Raw genomic sequence first — 18297 nt, 5'->3', positions numbered from 1 at the left:
CAGATTTAAAGTCAATGGAAGAAACTATTTTTTGAAGATGAAGTTCCCCGTCTTTTAAAAACGCCACCTGAAACACAGACAGAGTCGCCGCGCAGATTAATCCGGCCACCACCGGACGGATGCCGTAAAATCCCGCCTCCACATGACGGTTGTTTTTAAAACTTTCCAATACTCTGGCAACGAGGATAATAATGACCACCGACGGCAGCACAAGGCCGAATGTGGCGATCAGGCTTCCGGGGATACCTGCAATATGAAATCCCGAATAAGTCGACATGTTGACGCCGATGGCTCCCGGCGTGGATTCGGAAATTGCCAGCATATTTACAATATCTGCGTGGGTAAACCAGTGAAAACGGTCCGCCATGCTGTATAGAAACGGCAGCGTGGCAAGCCCGCCCCCAAGCGCAAACAGTCCGGTCTTAAAAAATTCAATAAACAGCTTCAAAAGGATCATTTTCTGTCTCCTCCTTTCCGCACTTTCCCGCAGAGCAAAAGACCTAAAACAGCGCCGATGATCACATAGATCACAGGATTATTCATGACAAAGACCATGCCGAAAAATGTGGCCGCAAATATCATGCCGGTGAGCCAGTCCACGACTCCGCCTTTTACCATTTTCCTGATACTGTTGATCATCAGAACGCAGACACAGACCCGGATGCCCCAGAACGCACTCTGCACCGCTTTCAGTTCACTGAAATTGGTCATAAATGCCGCTATGATCATGATAATGATCAGCGAGGGCGCCGTAAATCCTAAAGTAGCCGTGATGCCTCCTCTGATTCCCTTCAGTTTGTATCCGATAAACGTGGAGGTATTGACAGCGATGACTCCGGGCGTACACTGCCCTACCGCAAAATAATCCATGACTTCTTCACTCGTCGCCCAGCCTTTGTTCCGGACAACCTCCCGTTCGATCATCGGGAGCATGGCATAGCCTCCGCCGAATGTGAATGCACCCATCTTAAAAAAGGTTAAAAACAGTTCCTTATATTCTTTCAACTCGCTGATCCGTCCTTCCCATTAAGTTTTCTTTTTATTATACGGAAAAAATGCGAAAAAAACCAGAGACAAAACCAAACTGGCTTCGTCTCCGGAAATGTAAACATATTACAGGTTTGTGTATCCCATCATCTGAAGGTCCACTTCTCTCGCTGCTTCCCGTCCTTCGCGGATTGCCCACACGACCAATGACTGGCCCCGGTGCATATCTCCCGCGGTAAACACGTTTTTAACGTTGGTGCGGAAAGAATCCGGCTCTGTGGCTACATTGGTGCGTTCATTTACCTTCACACCAAATGCATCGGTCACATAGGATTCACTTCCGAGGAATCCGGCAGCGATCAGCACAAGATCCACTGGAATTTCTTTCTCTGTCCCCGGCACCTCTGCCATTGTCATCCGGCCGGTTTTCTCATCCTTTTTGCTCTCAAGCTTTATGATAACGGCTTTCGATACCTCACCCTTTTTGTTTTTCTTAAATTCTTTTACGGTCGTCTGATAGGTTCTCGGATCATGACCAAATACGGCGATGGCTTCCTCCTGGCCGTAGTCTGTCTTGCAGACTCTCGGCCACTCCGGCCACGGATTATTCTCTGCGCGCTCATCCGGGAGCTTCGGCATCATTTCCAGCTGGATGACACTCTTGGCTCCGTGGCGGACAGAAGTACCCACGCAGTCATTTCCCGTGTCGCCTCCTCCGATGACCATGACATTCTTTCCCTTGGCACTGATATAAGTATTGTCTTTCAGTCCGCTGTCCAGCAGGGCTTTCGTGGTGGATTTCAGGAAGTCTACGGCAAAATAAATGTTTTTGGCATCCCTTCCCGGAACTTCGATGTCTCTCGGATGGGAGGAACCGCATGCCAGGATAATGCTGTCATATTCTTTTTTCAGCTGTTCCGTCTTGATATCTCTTCCCACATCTGCATTCGTCTTAAATAAAATGCCTTCTTCTTCCATGATTTTTATCTTCCGGTCCACGATCTGCTTTTCCAGCTTCATGTTTGGAATCCCATACATCATCAGTCCGCCGACCCTGTCGGAACGTTCATAGACTGTAACCTGATGTCCTCTCTTGTTCAGCGAGTTGGCCGCCGAAAGCCCGGCGGGTCCGGAACCGATAACAGCGACCTTTTTCCCGGTCCGGCTCTTTGGCGGTTTTGCATCCGCAAGTCCGTTGGCATAACCGTATTCAATAATGCTCAGCTCATTCTGCTTGGAGCAGACAGGTTCACCGTTGAGGCCGCAGGTACAGGCCGCCTCACACAGGGCAGGGCAGACCCTGCCTGTAAACTCCGGAAACGGATTGGTTTTTTTCAGCCTCTCAAATGCCTGTTCCCAGTTTCCGGTATAAATCAGGTCGTTCCACTCCGGCACCAGGTTATTTAACGGACACCCGGACGCCATACCGCCGAGCATCAGTCCTGACTGGCAAAACGGTACGCCGCAGTCCATGCATCTGGCTCCCTGTCTCTGCTGTTCTTCGGTCGGGAGGGGAATATGGAATTCATTATAGTGTTTGATTCTCTCTTTAGGCTCCTCCGCCCTTGCGTCTTTTCTCTCGTAATCTATAAATCCGGTTGGTTTTCCCATTGGTCTGTCCTCCTACTTAGCGTTCTCATAAAATGCTTCGATCTGCGCCTGCTCACTGCTGAGTCCCCGCTCTTCCATCTGTACGATCAGGTTCAGCATCCGTTTATAGTCTACCGGCATGATCTTTTTAAACTTCGGCAGAAATTCCTCAAAGTTTCTAAGGATTTTCTTTCCTTTTTCGGAGTTGGTATAAGCCACATGTTCTTTCAGCATTTCTTTGACTTCAAGTACGTCGTATTTGGAGGTGATCGTTTCGATGGTCACCATCTCCTTGTTGACATTCATATAAAGGGAACTGTCCTCATCTAAGACGTAAGCGATGCCTCCGCTCATACCCGCCGCAAAATTCTTTCCTGTCTCACCCAGGACTAAGACACGGCCTCCGGTCATATATTCACATCCGTGATCACCCACGCCTTCCACTACGGCAGCAGCACCGGAATTTCTGACACAGAACCGCTCTCCCGCAACTCCGTTGATAAATGCTTTGCCGCTGGTAGCCCCGTAGAGTGCCACATTTCCGACAATGATGTTTTCTTCCGGTTTAAACTTGATGCCGGCCGGCGGATATACTACCAGCTTTCCTCCGGACAGTCCTTTTCCGAAGTAGTCGTTGCTGTCCCCGACAAGCTCCAGCGTGAGGCCTTTCGGAATAAACGCCCCGAAGCTCTGCCCTCCTGCACCGCTGCATTTTACAGTATACATATCATCAGGCAGCGTGTTTTCTCCCCATCGCTTCGTAATCTCGGAACCGAAGATCGTTCCAAAGGTACGGTCGATGTTTGTGACATCCAGCTCGATGCTCTTTCTCTGCTTTTTCTCAAGTGCAGGTTTTAATTGTTTCAGGAGAACCGTCTCATCCGCTACTTTATCCAGCTTAAAATCATAGACTTTTTTATGGGTATAATCAATCTTTTCTGCCTTGGCATAGGAAGTATCAAGGATTCTTGACAGATCAATGTGTCTGTCTTGTGTCTCTTTTGTCGGCTTTAACAGATCGGTGCGTCCAACCAGCTCATCGATGGTGGCCACGCCCAGCTTCGCCATATATTCTCTCAGCTCCTGTGCTATAAACCGCATGAAGTTGACCACATATTCCGGTTTTCCGGCAAAACGTTTGCGGAGTTCCGGATTCTGTGTCGCAACACCCACCGGGCAGGTATCCAGATTGCAGACACGCATCATCACACATCCCAGCGTCACAAGCGGCGCCGTCGCAAATCCGAACTCCTCTGCACCGAGCATGGCGGCAATGGCCACATCCCGTCCGCTCATAAGCTTTCCATCGGTTTCCAGTACAACCTTGTTCCTTAAATCGTTCATGATCAGGTTCTGGTGCGCCTCAGCAAGCCCCAGTTCCCACGGAAGTCCCGCGTTGTAAATAGAGTTCCTCGGTGCGGCTCCCGTACCTCCGTCATAACCGGAGATCAGAATAACCTGGGCACCGGCCTTTGCGACACCGGATGCCACCGTACCGACTCCCGCTTCGGAAACAAGCTTCACTGAAATCCTTGCGTCTCTGTTGGCATTTTTGCAGTCATAGATCAGCTGTGCCAAGTCCTCAATCGAATAAATATCGTGATGGGGCGGAGGCGAAATCAGCCCCACTCCCGCCGTTGAATGACGGGTCTTTGCAATCCACGGGTAAACCTTCTTTCCGGGGAGGTGCCCCCCTTCTCCAGGTTTTGCTCCCTGGGCCATCTTGATCTGGATTTCTTTTGCACTTACAAGGTACTCGCTGGTCACACCGAACCTTCCGGATGCTACCTGTTTGATGGCAGAACAGCGGTTCTTTCCGTCTCTTCCCACCGTCAGCCGTTCCGGGCGTTCTCCGCCCTCTCCGCTGTTGGACTTGCCGCCCAGCATATTCATGGCAATGGCAAGAGTCTCATGAGCCTCTCCTGAGATGGAACCGTAAGACATGGCTCCTGTCTTAAATCTCTTTACAATGGAATCCACACTTTCCACCTTATCCAGAGGAATTCCCTTTGAAGGATAGTTAAACTCCATCAAGCCTCTTAAATTTCCGGGCTCTAATTCCTCATCGATCATATGGGTATACTTCTTAAAAGTCTCGTAATTTCCTGTTCTCGCCGCCATCTGAAGCGTATGGATCGTCTGCGGATTATAAAGATGCTGTTCCTTTCCGCTTCTAAACTTGTGGCTTCCTGTGCTCTCCAGCATCAGGTCATTTTCCAGTCCCAGCGGATCAAATGCAGATGAATGTCTGATGTCCACATCTTCTTCGATATCTTTTAACGTAATTCCTTCCACACGGCTGACGGTATTGGTAAAATACTGATCAATCACCTTAGAATCAATACCGATGGCCTCAAAAATCTGAGATCCCTGATATGACTGGATCGTGGAAATCCCCATCTTGGATGCAATTTTGATGATTCCGTGAAGGACTGCGTTTGTATAGTCTTCCACAGCCGCATAATAATCCTTGTGCAGCAGGTTATCGTCGATCAGTTTCTGAATCGCCTGCAGTGCCAGATATGGATTTACCGCACAGGCTCCGTAGCCAAGCAGCGTGGCAAAATGATGGACTTCTCTCGGCTCTCCGCTCTCCAGGATCAGAGCTACGGAAGTCCGTTTCTTTGTCTTAATCAGATGCTGGTGCATGGCCGATACCGCAAGCAGAGACGGAATCGCCACATGGTTTTCATCCACTCCCCTGTCAGACAGGATAATGATATTTGCTCCGTCCCTGTAAGCACGGTCTGCTTCCACAAACAGGCGGTCCAGCGCCTTTTCAAGGGATGTATTTTTATAATAAATGATCGGAAGCTCCGCAACCTGGAAGCCTTCTGTCTTCATATTCTTGATCTTCAGCAGATCTGTGTCCGTGAGAATCGGATTGTGGACTTTCAGCACCTGGCAGTTCTCCGGTTTCTCTTCCAGAATATTTCCGTCTTTTCCGACATAAATCGTGGTAGAAGTCACAAGTTCTTCCCTGATCGCGTCGATCGGCGGATTGGTTACCTGTGCAAACAGCTGTTTAAAGTAATTAAACAGCGGCTGATGCTTCTTTGAGAGAACCGCCAGCGGGGAATCTGTACCCATGGCCGCGATCGCCTCAGAGCCGTTTAACGCCATCGGCTGAATCGCGGTTTTTACTTCCTCATAAGAATATCCGAATGCCTTTAAGAGCTTTTCTCTCTGCTCTGTCTCATAAGACGGAACCGGAATATTTGGTATCTTTAAATCTTTGAGTTCTGTGAGATTGCTGTCAAGCCATTCTCCGTACGGCTCTTTTCCCGCATAAGATTCTTTGACCACATCGTCGTCAATGACTTCTCCTTTGACCGTATCCACCAGGAGCATCTTCCCGGGACGCAGTCGTTCTTTCACGAGGATCTTGGTAGGGTCAATGTCCAAAACTCCGATCTCGGAGGACAGGATCAGCTGGTCGTCATCTGTAATATAATACCTGGAAGGACGCAGGCCGTTTCGGTCGAGCACAGCTCCCACCTGGTCTCCGTCGGTGAAAAGAATAGAGGCCGGTCCGTCCCACGGCTCCATCATCGTCGCATAATACTGGTAAAAATCCCTTTTCTTCTGACTTATGACCTTATTGTTTTCCCACGGTTCCGGTATCGTGATCATGATCGCGTGCGGCAGGGCCATTCCGCTCATCACAAGGAATTCCAGGGTATTGTCAAGCCGTGCAGAGTCGGACCCGTTCGGATTGACCACCGGGATCACCTTATGCATCTGGCCTTTCAGGTACTTGGATTCCATATTTTCTTCCCTTGCCAGCATCTTATCTGCATTTCCGCGGATCGTGTTGATCTCACCGTTATGTACGATGAACCGGTACGGATGCGCTTTCTCCCAGCTCGGAGTCGTATTCGTACTAAAACGGGAATGAACAAGGGCAATGGCAGATTCGTAGTTTGGGTCCTGAAGGTCTTTAAAAAATGTTCTGAGCTGTCCCACAAGGAACATTCCCTTATATACGATCGTCCTGCTGGACAGGGAAATCACAAAGGTCTCTTCGTTGCTCTGTTCAAATACTTTCCGGACAATGTACAGCCTGCGGTCAAATTCCAGTCCTTTCTCTGCATCCTCCGGCTTTTCGATAAATGCCTGGAGAATCTTCGGCATACATTCAATGGCTTTTTTGCCCAAAACCGTGCTGTCGGTCGGCACTTCCCTCCATCCGAGGAACTTCATGCCTTCCTTTTCCACGATGATCTCAAACATCTTTTTGGCCTGCTGTACTTTCAGCTCGTCATTTGGAAAGAAAAACATGCCGACTCCGTATTCTCTCTCTCCCCCGATTCCAATACCAGACTCTTTACATGCCTTTTCAAAAAATTTGTGGGAAATCTGGAGCATAATGCCGACACCGTCTCCGGTCTCCCCGGCCGCATCTTTTCCTGCCCGGTGTTCCAGGGTCTCAACAATCTTTAATGCGTTATCGACCGTGGTATGACTTTTGATTCCCTTAATATTGACACAGGCACCGATCCCGCAGTTGTCATGCTCAAAGCTGGAATCGTATAGCCCGGGTGTGTTGTCTCTTTTGATCGTCATAAATCTCTTCCTTTCATTCAGCAGTTTGGAAATGTTATTTTTTGTAGAATTCCTACGTTGGAATCTATCATACAAAAATATATTCGTCTTGTAAAGCGTTTTTTTCTTAAGTTATCTGATTATTTGAATATTTATATATATTTTTATAATTATCAGAATATTTTACAGGATAATTTCTCCATTCAATGACAAAAAGAAACAGCCGGGACATCAACTGTCCCGGCCCTGATTATGTATGTTGTATAAATACATCTAATATGTTTGCAAAAGAGTATAAATTTGAACAGCAAACATTGTTGATACACCTATAGCCACAAAGCACATTATTTTCATAATTCTCAACCCTATTTTAAAAGGGAACTTTTTCATATATTCCTTTTAAAACAGCTTCTTCAATAATATGTCCGTCCATCTGTTTCCATAATTCGTTTAGGTAAAAACCATTTTCTATACATAATTTTTTATCCAACGCAAACACATGGAGTTCATATGTATGTGATTTATCTGGTGGTGTCATCCCCCCATAATAACTGGATTGTTTTCTGCTCTGTTGGTTTCCTTGTATACTTATCCAACTATTGGCTCCTTGTATAAAGTCTGCAGCCGTCTGACTTTCGTTTTCTTTTAATTCATTGCGAAGTAAATTTGCTCCCAACCAATGTATCCATTGAAAGCCAGTAACAGCATATGCGTCCTTATCTTCAAGTATAAAAGCAAAAGATATCGTATTTTTGGGAGCTTCTTCAATTTTAAAAGGCAATGAATACGTTGGAATATTATTTTCATTAAAATTCGTACCATATCCACCATATTTTTTTTCAATAATTCCATTAGAGATTCCTACACTTGAAATATACATAAATTCTCCTCCTTGTATATCATTTAATTTAAGATATATGATAACAAGGGGGAAATAAAACGTAAATTACCCACTTTTTTGTAGGTATCAGTCTGGTATAACGTGTTTCTCAGTTAATTCATTTTCTTTTCCATTTTTCTTTAAATATTCAATCCCTATATGTTGCATAATTCGTAATGCTTCTAGTATTTGATTCCCCATATCTTCTGTCAAAAAATACTCAACATGAAGTGGATAACCAGCAAATGTATTTTTATCAACAAATCCATAATCTACAAGTTCCTTTAAATGTTCCAAAAGCATTTTTTGTGTAATTCCATCAATATCACTCTCTAATTTAGACAAAGAAGTAGCCCCTAATCGTAAACGCCATAAAATAATTGGCTTCCATTTTCCCTTTATCATATCATGAACTAATTCCAAAGGGCATGTATATTCATCTCTTAATTTCATTGGACATCAACTCCTATAAGTCATATTGGTAAAACAAATAATCTGTACTTGTAATAACATTAGCAAATTTCTGATTTAAAGAAGCCATAAATATGCTTTGGACAGTATCTGCCGGGATATAGTCTCCATTCCATTCTAATTCCTTGGTTGCACAACCATCTGATATTAGTGTAAGTTCATAACCATAGTCTTTGGCAGCTCTTATAGTTGTGTCAATACACATATGTGTCATCATTCCACAAACGACCAATTCCGTGACCCCATTCTCCACCAGTTTGTTTTGCAAATTCGTTTCATAAAAACTATTTGGATAATGCTTAACAATAACTGTTTCTGTATCTAATGGTTTAATATCATTATGAATTTGTACACCATCTGTATTTGGATTAAAAAATGTTCCATTTATAGACTCATGGCGAATGTAAATAACTGGCAGGTCTTGTTTTCTAAAATCTTTCAATAAATCTTTTATTGCATTCAACGCTACCTCTGGTTTATACAACTGGCACTTTCCATTAGGAAAATAATCATTTTGCACATCAATAATAAGTAATGCTTTTTTCATATTCCCATATCCTTTCTTAATTCTTAATCATATGATATAGGATAATAATCCCCAAGTAAATTACTTACTTTTTCGTATATAATAGAGTTTAATAACAAATTCCTTTTTCATCAAGTATCTCCGTCATACAATGCTCTACCATGTAATCTATACCAATTTCTTGCATTATCTTAATTGCTGATAGCATCTTTTCTCCCTGCCCAGTTAAAAAGTATTCCACTTTTAAAGGATATCCATCATATGTTTTTTTATCAATTAAGCCAAAGTGTTTCAATTCACGCAGTTGTTCCAATAGCATTTTTTGAGTTATTCCTGCTATACTGTGATAGAGTTCAGAAAAAGAACATTTTCCATTTCTAAGTTGAAAAATAATTATCGTTTTCCATTTTCCCTTTATCATATCATGAACAAGTTCTAATGGGCATGTATAGTTTTTTCTAAGTTTCATTTTATTATCATCTCCTATGTGGAATATTTTATATGTTTAGGCTCAATATTTCAAAACATATTTTTTTCGGAAAATATTCTATGATACGGTACCCCTCTGGAGTGAACTTACATATACAAGACTTTTTCTACATTCCAGATACCCGAATAGCTTTTAATCTTTTTCCAGTTCTTTCGTAAGTCTATAAATGGGAAAAGGACAGCCATTTTCAGACTGTCCCTTAAAGAGAAATACGCCGTCAGCAGCAACAATTTTTCACAGCCGACTTCTACTTGCATATCATTAAAAATATCGTTCACCACATCACTCCAATCTGGATTTTAGGTAAAAAAAGCAGTCAATCCTAAGACCAACTGCTTTATGTTTATGGATATGAAATTATAAATTAGCTAATGACTATTCCTTAACTGATACAGATAATATGAAAGAGTTGTTTAAACATCGGCTTTACTTTCCATAGAATATGGATGAATAAACCATATGCTACAAACGCCATTATGTTCTGAATATTTTCTTTAAAATGTTACATCTTTTCCATAGTAGATGCACTCTAAAACTTTTTCCATGTCATCTACAGAAGTTTCTCTAGGATTAGATCCCGTACATGCGTCTGCCACAGCGCGCTCTGCGATCATCCTCTTCTTCTGGTTGAATTCTTCCTCATTGATTCCAAAATCTTTCAAATTGGAAACAATATTTAACTTCTTATTCATCTCACGGATCGCCTCAATCAGTGAAAGAGTCAATGCCTTATCGGAATTTCCAGGAAGTCCGATTCTCCTTGCGATAGCCGCATAGCGCTCCTCACAAACCTTTGCGTTGAACTGGATCACATATGGCAGATAAATGGCATTTGCACATCCGTGTGTGATATGTCCGGTGTCAAATACAGCTCCGGTCTTATGAGCCAGAGAGTGCACGATTCCCAAAAGAGCATTGGAAAAAGACATTCCTGCAAGACACTGTGCATAGTGCATATTCTCGCGGGCTGTCATATCTCCCTCATAGGAAGCTTTTAAGTTGTCAAATACCATTTCGATCGCTTCTAACGCCAGCGGATCTGAGAATGGAGAGTGAAGTCCTGCCACATAAGCCTCGATGGCATGGGTCAATGCATCCATTCCTGTATAGGATGTCAGTTTCGGAGGCATCGTCTCTGCCAATGCAGGATCTACGATTGCAATATCCGGTGTGATCTCAAAATCTGCCAGCGGATATTTAATACCTGAGCTGTAGTCTGTGATAACAGCAAATGCTGTCACTTCAGTAGCTGTCCCTGAGGTTGACGGAATCGCAAGGAATTTGGCTTTATTCCTGAGCGGCGGAACCGTAAACGGATCTTTTACATCGTCAAATGTTGTCTCCGGATGCTCATAGAAGATCCACATTGCTTTCGCAGCGTCGATCGGAGATCCTCCGCCCATCGCAATGATCCAGTCCGGTTCAAAGTCTCTCATGACTTCCGCGCCTTTAAATACAGTCTCAACAGAAGGGTCCGGTTCTACACCTTCGATTAATTTTGTCTCAATACCTGCTTCTTTTAAATAATCGACAACCTGATCTACAAATCCAAAACGTTTCATAGAACCGCCGCCGAGTACCAAAACAGCTTTTTTTCCATCCAATGTCTTCAGTGTCTCAAGTGATCCTTTTCCAAAGTATAAATCTCTAGGCAGTGTAAATCTTCCCATACGTTATCTCCTTTGCTGCAGAGGATTGAAATGTTGACAACCCTGACCAATGGTTACATTCTTATTGTACTGCTTCGTTAATGTTTTATCAATAAAAATCTACAACAAAAATACACTCACACAAATGTTCTGATATTGACCATATGACATTGACATTTGTTCTTTCTTACTTTCGCTCCGAAAGATAGGCTTCCATCCCCCGCCTTCTGAGTCTGCACGCAGGACAGTCTCCGCATCCGTCCCCCCTGACTCCGTTATAGCAGGTCAGTGTTTCCTGTCTGATCACATCAAATACGCCCAGATCATCGGCCATTTTCCACGTTTCTTTTTTGTCGATCCACATAAGAGGCGTAATCACTTCAAACTCATAATCCATCGCCAGAGTCAGCGTCGTCTCCAGAGACGTAATAAATACGTGTCTGCAGTCCGGATATCCGCTGAAATCGCTCTGGGACACGCCGGTCACCAGTACATGAATATCTCTCTGCTTTGCAAATACTGCCGCAAAGGTAAGAAACAGCATATTTCTTCCGTCTACAAAAGAATTCGGCGTACCCGTCTCAGGCGCCTCTTTGTCCACCTCTATATCCGCCCTCGTCAATGAGTTGGGAGCCAGCTGGTTTAAGAGGGCCATATCCAGAATATAATGCTCTACGCCATATTTTTTGCAGATTTCTTTGGCACAGATCAATTCATCCGAATGCTTCTGTCCGTAATCAAAAGAAAGCGCAATGACTTCTTCATATTTTTTCTTTGCCCAGAACAGACAGGTGGTACTGTCCTGTCCCCCACTGAATACTACGACTGCTTTTGTCGGTTTTGACATAATCTTATTCCTCCTCTTATCTGTCTGCGAGCATATAAAAGCGGTTTTCCATGGCAGAATCGCTCTCGAACCGTCCCCTCAGTGTGGAAGTGATGGTCTTTGCCTGATTTTTCTTAATACCCCTGGCGCTCATACAGCTGTGATTTCCTTCGATGAGTACTGCCACATCCTCTGTCCCCGCCACTTTGGAAATGATCTCCGCAATATCCGACCCGATCCGCTCCTGGAGCTGAAGTCTCTTGCCGACCATGTCACAGATCCTTGCAATTTTGCTCAGTCCCAGAATCTTTTCCTTCGGCTGGTAGGCCACAGTGACTTTCATATTGTACATAAGAGCCAGATGGTGTTCGCAGTAACTGAAAATATCGATATCTTTTACAACGACCATATCCTTATGATTTTTTACAGACAGATCATCTTCAAAGGTTTTGGAGTACATTTCTGCAATCTGGTCATTGCTGTAATTCATTCCCTCAAACACTTCTTCATACATCCTGGCCACACGGTCCGGCGTCTCCATAAGGCCTTCCCGGTCCGGGTCATCCCCCAGCGCTTCCAGAATTCCTCTGATATGTTTTTTGACTGCTTCTTTATCGATTGCCATAGCTTCTTAGACTCCCTTCCGCTCCGGATCCCAGACAACTTTATGGATCTGGATCTGGAACCTGACTTTATTCATCCTGTGTTCTTTCATAAACTCCACGATCTCATCCGGAGGTATGGCACCGAAAACCGGACTGAAATACACAATCGCCTTTTCACAGAGAGAAAACCGTTCGATGACTTCTTTTGCTTTCTCCAGATCTTCTCTTGTTCCTATCACAAACTTTACCACATCCCAAGGTTTTAATTCTTCCATATTTTCAAGACACATGGACTCCTCCATGCCGCTGGAGGGAAGTTTATAATCCATGGTCATGGAAAGTCTCGCGTCCCGCTCTCTCCATGGACGGATGGGAATACTTCCGTTTGTTTCGATTTCCAGTTCCATCTTTGGAAGAGATAAAATACCTCCGATCAGTTCGCTGATATTCTCATCCAGCAAAGGTTCTCCTCCGGTCAATGTCACCAAATCCACTCCCGACTCCTTTACCATCTGTGACACTTCCGCAGCCGTCATGAGTTCTGCCTCGCCTTTTTTACTGATGGCCCATTTGGTATCGCAGTAGGAACAGTTTAAATTACATCCCCTAAGGCGAATGAACATAGAAAGCCTGCCTGCCTTCTTTCCCTCACCGTTGATACTCACAAAACTTTCTGCTATCTTAAAAACTTCCATCTCTATTCTCCGTAAATGGCACAGTTATTCGGCGTCTCATATACTTCCACAAAAGATACGTCATAACCGTCCTGTTTGATCCGGTCATAAAAATATCTGGCAAAATTCTCTGCCGTAGGGCGGAATTTCACTTCAATGATCCGGAACTCTTCTTCTCTCAGTGCCTCTATCGTCTTGGTCTTCAGTGTGTCTTTTTCCATGATCAAAGCATGGTCAAACTCGTCTGCAATTTCTTTTACCTTGTCCTTTAATTCGCCGAAGTCTACAACCATCCCCCTGGTCTGGCCCTGTTCTTCTACTTTTTCCTTTTGGATCGTCACCGACAGTTTCCACCGGTGTCCGTGCAGATTTCTGCACTTGCCCTCGTATCCCGCCAGAAAATGTGCGGAGTCAAAAGACGCATGTGTATTTAACTGGTACATGTTGATCCCTTTCTCTCGTTTTCTATTTCTCCTGTTTCAGGCCTCATCCAAAAAAACATGAAACAGCAAAAGACACGCCACCCGCGGTGTCCGTGTCTCTAAGCATTCTTCTAAGACATAAGAAATATGTCTGATCATATTCTCTTATTTTGTCCTAGTTTTGTTTAAAGACAGGATGGTACGAATGAACTGTCTGATATATTTACAATAACTAAATGAGTATAACACAATTTTCATTCAAAAGAAATAAAAATTTCAAGTTTTTCTCCCCAGTCTTCCGTTTTACCTCATGGCTGCTGAAAATAACCGGATCAAGAATTTCCATGTACGGGGATATTCCCTCAGGATCGTTTGTCTGATTTCTTCACAGGCTGCTGCCCCTTTTTCTGTGAAAACAAATGCTCCGTCAGCAGCGCCTCCGATGGCTATGTGTGCATTGGCGTAACCTCCCACAGCAATACGGGCGGCCAAAGCACATCCTCCTGCGGCGTACACTCCTACGGCCAGTCCGCCTATGGCAAAAATACCGAGAGCAGCGCCTCCAATGGCCAGTCCGCCAAGGGCGAGTCCCCCAAAGGCCAGCAGTCCCAGAGATGCCGTTCCTATAGATATCAGCCCCGCAGAGAGCAGACCCATAGAGAAAAGACCTACAGCAAAGTTTCCAATAGCTATGATTCCTTTTGCTTTATACATCCCCCGCCCAAAATTGATATGCACCAGCGGAATCCCGAATACGCTCAGCCTGCTCTTGTATTCATAGTGGAGATTCACATTCACATAGACCACTTCTTTTTCTGCCGGTGCATTAGAACTTCCAACCAGCTCATCAATGCTGACCTGAAAGATTCTGCTCAGTTCCATCAGCTTATTCAGCTCCGGCGTTGTCGATCCCAGCTCCCACTTAGATACGGTCTACCTCGATACATTCAGCCGGTTTCCCAGTTCTTCCTGTGACCAGCCTTTCTCTTTTCTTAAACGATTTAAATTTTCATAGAACTCCATAGGCTATCTCCCCTGTCTGTTTTTTATATATCATAAGAACTGCGGCTCTTTTTTTCCACCAAACGCCGTTGGAAATGTGTCAACTAAAGTTAACATCCACGGTTTTTAGCCATTTTATCTGTATTCTAGGTAATCCAGGAACCGTTTTACCGCAAGAGACATTCCTTTCCTGTCACGGAAAGCCAGCCCGATCTTTCGGCAGGCCGGCACTTCTAATTCTTTCGTGACAATCCGGTAAGGAATCCTCTGCAGGATGAGCTTCGGCAGGATACTGATTCCCAGCCCGCTCTCCACCATGGACATGATGGCATAGTCATCCCATGTTGTAAAATGAACGTTCGGAGTGATGCCGCACCGCTCAAAAATTTCCGATATCTCTGCTTTTGCCCCTTTTTCCAGCAGCATAAAAGGATCATCACATAATGCACCCACAGGAAATTTACTGCATCCGGCCAAAGGATGATGTTCCGGAAGAACAGCCATCAGCTGATCATCTTCTAAAAAAATAGCTTCAAACTCCGGAAGCGTAGGCAGTTTCAAAAATCCACAGTCCACCCGGCCTTCTGTGATCCAGCTTTCTATCTCCGTATAGTCTCCCAGCAGCAGTTCATAATCAATGTTGGGGTAATCTTCCTGAAACTTTTTAATGATATTCGGAAGCCAGTGTGTCGCCACACTTGAAAAAGTCCCGATTCGGATCAGACCGGCTTCCATCCCTTTCAGTTCATCGACTTGTGTCTGTAAATTCTGAAACTCATCACACACTCTCTTTGCATACGGCAGCAGCTTCAATCCGTCAGAAGTCAGCCTCACCCCTGAATGTCCCCGTTCCAGAAGGGAGATACCCCACTCTGTTTCCAGATCATGGATCATACGGCTAATCCCTGACTGGGAATAATCCAGTTTCTGGGCGGCCCTTGTAAAACTCCCGGATTCCACGGTTTCAACGAAAGCCATATACTTTTGTATGTTCATATCCATGCCGGTATTCCTCTCCTATCCATCTGATATTGTAATATAAATTATAACAAATATTCGTTTTTGTAATTTATAGTTTTATGTTACAGTAGTATCACAAATGATTCAAGAAAAATCGAGGTGTCACAATGAAAAAAGCTTATCTGAAATACTTTACCGCATTGCTTCTGTTTGGTTCCAACGGAATCGTTGCTAGTTATATCCTGCTTAACAGCTATGAAATCGTATTTTTAAGAACCCTTATCGGAAGTCTGTTTCTCATTGCAGTTTTTTTATTTTCCGGAAGAAAGCCGCAGGGGTTTCACGATAAAAAACATATTCTTTATATCACCATATCCGGCATAGCGATGGGAATCAGCTGGATGCTTCTGTATGAAGCATATAAAACGGTCGGAGTCAGTATTGCCACTCTTGCATACTACTGCGGTCCGGTCATCGTGATGGCTGTCTCTCCTATGGTCTTTCAAGAACGCATGACACTAAAAAAACTTTCAGGTTTTGCCGCCGTAATTGCCGGTATGTATCTGGTCAATAAAAACGGTTTATTTAAGACCCATGTCTCTGCCGGGCTGATCTTCGGCATCCTGTCAGCTGCCATGTATGCTCTTATGGTTATCTTTAACAAAAAAGCAAAGAGCATTACCGGTCTTGAAAATTCCGCATTTCAGCTGATCATAAGTTTTTTGACCGTAGCCGTCTTCATGCAGACAAGACAGAGACTCTATATTTCCTCTGTTTTTCATAACCTTTTTCCTGTGCTGTTTTTAGGCATTGTCAACACAGGCATCGGCTGCTATTTTTATTTTTCTTCTATCGGTCGGCTGCCTGCAGGATCAGTGGCCGTCTGCGGATATCTCGAACCATTGTCGGCTCTCATATTCTCAGCATTTTTTCTCAGAGAGCGCCTGTCGGCCAGAGAGCGCCTGTCGGCGGTACAGCTTCTGGGAGCCGTTCTTATTCTGGGAGGTGCTGTGGTCGGTGAATTGTCACGAAAAAAGTGACCGTCATAAAAACGTGTAATTTAGAAATTTACGAGAACAAGTGAATTTCAAGTGAACACCTTTAAACAACTTAACACCACCCACAATCAATCCACAGACTCATCACCATGTACTTCAGACAATTTTCCTGCCTGCTCAGCAATTTTCTTTTCCTGAGACTTAACACGTCGTTCTAATTTTTTTATGTCCTCGGAAGGCGGCAGACTTTCCGGTTTAATTCCACGTTGTTCAAGCATATCCCTGACAGAATGATTATTTTGAATATGTTCGCCTGTAATAGAGACTTCACCCTGTAAGACTTTTTCTTCAACATTATAATTTGTCATTTCTGTTGCAAGGTTTTTTGCTGCAATAGTAAGTGTTGGAAGAAAGTCTGCCAAAGGTCGATTATCTTTCACACCAAGTCTCTTTTTCATTTCTTGTGTAGAATAACCACCAAATAATGCTTTGTCTCCTTTAGAACGAATACGTCCAAAGCCTGCGTCGTCTACACCTCGTTCGTAAATATTTTGAGACAGACGCTTTTCAGATTCACGAAGTCTGCCACGAGCCTCAGTGCGTTCAATTAAAGCAATACGCTCTTCAATCAATTCCTGTTTTCTTGTCTGTACCGCAAAATAACTTTGTGCAAATGCAATTTCTTCTTTTTTAGGATCACCATTTTGAGCAATCAAATAGCAGGCATAGCGAGTAAGCATATAATCTTTAATACTTCTTTTTGCACCACTGCCCAGTTCAACCATTTTCGTGACCTCACGAAAATGGTCTGATATCTTTATATCGGAAGTCGCACACGATTCCATTGCACGGCTGACTGCCTTATCAAAATTCTCCCAACGCTCATATCCGAGTAATTGCATTAGCTCACGGGCATACCAAAATTCAATATCAGCATCGTCGACATTATGGATAAACATATCATATTGTCGACGTATTTGTTCAATTTTTCTTTTTTTTACATTTTATCATGATTTTTTAATATTTTAAAATATTTAATTTCAAATCAACACAAAACACTTGTTCTTCCGATAAGTTAAGAAAAATCGGCATAGCCGATAGCCACGACTATGCCGATTTTTTAGGATAATTTACCCATATTAATTCTCACCAAATACCCGTATATGATCACTTAATTCCCAGTCTCTATACTGATTTCATTAAACTGATCCAACAGGTCTTCTATGGCAAGTGCTTCTTTTTCTTTTCCTGCCTTGTCTAAAACCGCCTGTCCCTGATGCATCATAATGAGACGGTTTCCATATTCCACGGCAAACCTGAGATTGTGCGTGACCATAATAGTCGTTAAGTTTTTCTCTCTGACGATCTTATCCGTCAGCTGCATGATCAGTTCCGCTGTCTTTGGGTCCAGCGCTGCCGTATGTTCATCCAGGATCAAGAACTCAATCGGCGTCATTGTGGTCATCAGAAGGGCCATCGCCTGCCGCTGTCCCCCTGACAGAGCACCGACCTTTGTTCCCATCATGTCTTCAAGTCCCAGCCCCAGCTGGGAAAGCATTTCACGGTAATGACTGATCCTTTTCTTGTTTGTTCCCAGCCCGAGTCCATACGCTCTGCCTTTATTGTCTGCCAGAGACATATTTTCAAGAATTGTCATGGAAGGACAGGTTCC

Annotated in this window: 19 protein-coding genes; 1 reads left to right on the top strand and 18 read right to left on the bottom strand. The window is 44.0% G+C overall.

Translation table 11 applies throughout. The annotated features are described in order from the left end of the window. From QVP35_RS15745 to QVP35_RS15670, 16 genes are all read right to left on the bottom strand, one after another. Positions 1-457, bottom strand: a 457-nt coding sequence (locus QVP35_RS15745; protein WP_288187978.1) for a chromate transporter, incomplete at its 3' end; no start/stop codon positions are given. Then, positions 454-1005 carry a chromate transporter gene (locus QVP35_RS15740; RefSeq protein ID WP_006567316.1) on the bottom strand — a complete coding sequence of 184 codons (552 nt, stop codon included), beginning with the start codon at positions 1003-1005 and terminating at the stop codon, positions 454-456. The genes QVP35_RS15745 and QVP35_RS15740, both read right to left, overlap by 4 nt. Positions 1006-1113: 108 nt before the next feature. Continuing rightward, positions 1114-2598 (bottom strand): glutamate synthase subunit beta, encoded by a 1485-nt coding sequence (locus QVP35_RS15735; RefSeq protein WP_009291217.1) that lies wholly within the window; start codon positions 2596-2598, stop codon positions 1114-1116. A 12-nt stretch (positions 2599-2610) separates the two neighbouring features. Continuing rightward, entirely contained in the window at positions 2611-7143 is a 4533-nt protein-coding gene (gltB, locus tag QVP35_RS15730; RefSeq protein ID WP_006567318.1) for a glutamate synthase large subunit, read from the bottom strand. A gap of 349 nt (positions 7144-7492) precedes the next feature. After that, positions 7493-8002 (bottom strand): YbhB/YbcL family Raf kinase inhibitor-like protein, encoded by a 510-nt coding sequence (locus tag QVP35_RS15725; protein ID WP_022261400.1) that lies wholly within the window; start codon positions 8000-8002, stop codon positions 7493-7495. An 87-nt stretch (positions 8003-8089) separates the two neighbouring features. Beyond that, on the bottom strand, positions 8090-8455 hold the full coding sequence (locus QVP35_RS15720; RefSeq protein ID WP_009291267.1) for a winged helix-turn-helix transcriptional regulator: 366 nt from the start codon (positions 8453-8455) through the stop codon (positions 8090-8092). A gap of 13 nt (positions 8456-8468) precedes the next feature. After that, complete coding sequence (locus QVP35_RS15715; protein ID WP_009291266.1) at positions 8469-9020, bottom strand: cysteine hydrolase family protein; 552 nt, start codon at positions 9018-9020, stop codon at positions 8469-8471. 88 nt (positions 9021-9108) lie between these two features. Then, positions 9109-9468 (bottom strand): winged helix-turn-helix transcriptional regulator, encoded by a 360-nt coding sequence (locus QVP35_RS15710; protein ID WP_006567322.1) that lies wholly within the window; start codon positions 9466-9468, stop codon positions 9109-9111. Positions 9469-9983: 515 nt separating this feature from the next. Further along, positions 9984-11159: an iron-containing alcohol dehydrogenase gene (locus QVP35_RS15705; RefSeq protein ID WP_009291214.1), complete on the bottom strand. Its 1176-nt coding sequence runs from the start codon at positions 11157-11159 to the stop codon at positions 9984-9986. A gap of 166 nt (positions 11160-11325) precedes the next feature. Beyond that, on the bottom strand, positions 11326-11985 hold the full coding sequence (gene queC / locus QVP35_RS15700) for a 7-cyano-7-deazaguanine synthase QueC (RefSeq protein WP_022261399.1): 660 nt from the start codon (positions 11983-11985) through the stop codon (positions 11326-11328). Positions 11986-12001: 16 nt separating this feature from the next. Continuing rightward, on the bottom strand, positions 12002-12589 hold the full coding sequence (gene folE / locus QVP35_RS15695; RefSeq protein ID WP_022261398.1) for a GTP cyclohydrolase I FolE: 588 nt from the start codon (positions 12587-12589) through the stop codon (positions 12002-12004). A gap of 6 nt (positions 12590-12595) precedes the next feature. Continuing rightward, positions 12596-13264 (bottom strand): putative 7-carboxy-7-deazaguanine synthase QueE, encoded by a 669-nt coding sequence (gene queE, locus QVP35_RS15690; RefSeq protein WP_022261397.1) that lies wholly within the window; start codon positions 13262-13264, stop codon positions 12596-12598. A gap of 2 nt (positions 13265-13266) precedes the next feature. Then, positions 13267-13686, bottom strand: a complete 420-nt coding sequence (gene queD / locus QVP35_RS15685; RefSeq protein ID WP_022261396.1) for a 6-carboxytetrahydropterin synthase QueD — start codon at positions 13684-13686, stop codon at positions 13267-13269. A gap of 282 nt (positions 13687-13968) precedes the next feature. Further along, positions 13969-14547: a hypothetical protein gene (locus tag QVP35_RS15680; RefSeq protein WP_022261395.1), complete on the bottom strand. Its 579-nt coding sequence runs from the start codon at positions 14545-14547 to the stop codon at positions 13969-13971. Between the two features lie 51 nt (positions 14548-14598). Then, entirely contained in the window at positions 14599-14688 is a 90-nt protein-coding gene (locus tag QVP35_RS15675; protein WP_022261394.1) for a helix-turn-helix domain-containing protein, read from the bottom strand. Between the two features lie 114 nt (positions 14689-14802). Further along, complete coding sequence (locus QVP35_RS15670) at positions 14803-15669, bottom strand: LysR family transcriptional regulator (RefSeq protein WP_022261393.1); 867 nt, start codon at positions 15667-15669, stop codon at positions 14803-14805. 125 nt (positions 15670-15794) lie between these two features. On the opposite strand from QVP35_RS15670, the gene QVP35_RS15665 reads away from it, so the two are divergent. Beyond that, positions 15795-16667 carry a DMT family transporter gene (locus QVP35_RS15665; RefSeq protein ID WP_022261392.1) on the top strand — a complete coding sequence of 291 codons (873 nt, stop codon included), beginning with the start codon at positions 15795-15797 and terminating at the stop codon, positions 16665-16667. 86 nt (positions 16668-16753) lie between these two features. On the opposite strand, the gene dinD is transcribed toward QVP35_RS15665, so the two are convergent. Further along, entirely contained in the window at positions 16754-17584 is an 831-nt protein-coding gene (gene dinD / locus QVP35_RS15660) for a DNA damage-inducible protein D (RefSeq protein ID WP_009291204.1), read from the bottom strand. A 212-nt stretch (positions 17585-17796) separates the two neighbouring features. Continuing rightward, the coding region (locus QVP35_RS15655) for an ABC transporter ATP-binding protein (RefSeq protein WP_288187976.1) at positions 17797-18297 on the bottom strand (501 nt) is incomplete at its 5' end.

This window comes from Anaerostipes sp. CAG:276 (assembly GCF_000432215.1).
GTDB lineage: Bacteria > Bacillota > Clostridia > Lachnospirales > Lachnospiraceae > Anaerostipes > Anaerostipes caccae.
This window is presented reverse-complemented; position numbering and strand designations above follow the sequence as displayed.

Coding starts and splice junctions, on each gene's coding strand:
- QVP35_RS15735 (WP_009291217.1), bottom strand. CDS start 2,598: ATGGGAAAACCAACCGGATTTATAGATTACGAGAGAAAAGACGCAAGG.
- gltB (WP_006567318.1), bottom strand. CDS start 7,143: ATGACGATCAAAAGAGACAACACACCCGGGCTATACGATTCCAGCTTT.
- QVP35_RS15725 (WP_022261400.1), bottom strand. CDS start 8,002: ATGTATATTTCAAGTGTAGGAATCTCTAATGGAATTATTGAAAAAAAA.
- QVP35_RS15720 (WP_009291267.1), bottom strand. CDS start 8,455: ATGAAATTAAGAGATGAATATACATGCCCTTTGGAATTAGTTCATGAT.
- QVP35_RS15715 (WP_009291266.1), bottom strand. CDS start 9,020: ATGAAAAAAGCATTACTTATTATTGATGTGCAAAATGATTATTTTCCT.
- QVP35_RS15710 (WP_006567322.1), bottom strand. CDS start 9,468: ATGAAACTTAGAAAAAACTATACATGCCCATTAGAACTTGTTCATGAT.
- QVP35_RS15705 (WP_009291214.1), bottom strand. CDS start 11,159: ATGGGAAGATTTACACTGCCTAGAGATTTATACTTTGGAAAAGGATCA.
- queC (WP_022261399.1), bottom strand. CDS start 11,985: ATGTCAAAACCGACAAAAGCAGTCGTAGTATTCAGTGGGGGACAGGAC.
- folE (WP_022261398.1), bottom strand. CDS start 12,589: ATGGCAATCGATAAAGAAGCAGTCAAAAAACATATCAGAGGAATTCTG.
- queE (WP_022261397.1), bottom strand. CDS start 13,264: ATGGAAGTTTTTAAGATAGCAGAAAGTTTTGTGAGTATCAACGGTGAG.
- queD (WP_022261396.1), bottom strand. CDS start 13,686: ATGTACCAGTTAAATACACATGCGTCTTTTGACTCCGCACATTTTCTG.
- QVP35_RS15680 (WP_022261395.1), bottom strand. CDS start 14,547: ATGGAACTGAGCAGAATCTTTCAGGTCAGCATTGATGAGCTGGTTGGA.
- QVP35_RS15675 (WP_022261394.1), bottom strand. CDS start 14,688: ATGGAGTTCTATGAAAATTTAAATCGTTTAAGAAAAGAGAAAGGCTGG.
- QVP35_RS15670 (WP_022261393.1), bottom strand. CDS start 15,669: ATGGATATGAACATACAAAAGTATATGGCTTTCGTTGAAACCGTGGAA.
- QVP35_RS15665 (WP_022261392.1), top strand. CDS start 15,795: ATGAAAAAAGCTTATCTGAAATACTTTACCGCATTGCTTCTGTTTGGT.
- dinD (WP_009291204.1), bottom strand. CDS start 17,584: ATGTTTATCCATAATGTCGACGATGCTGATATTGAATTTTGGTATGCC.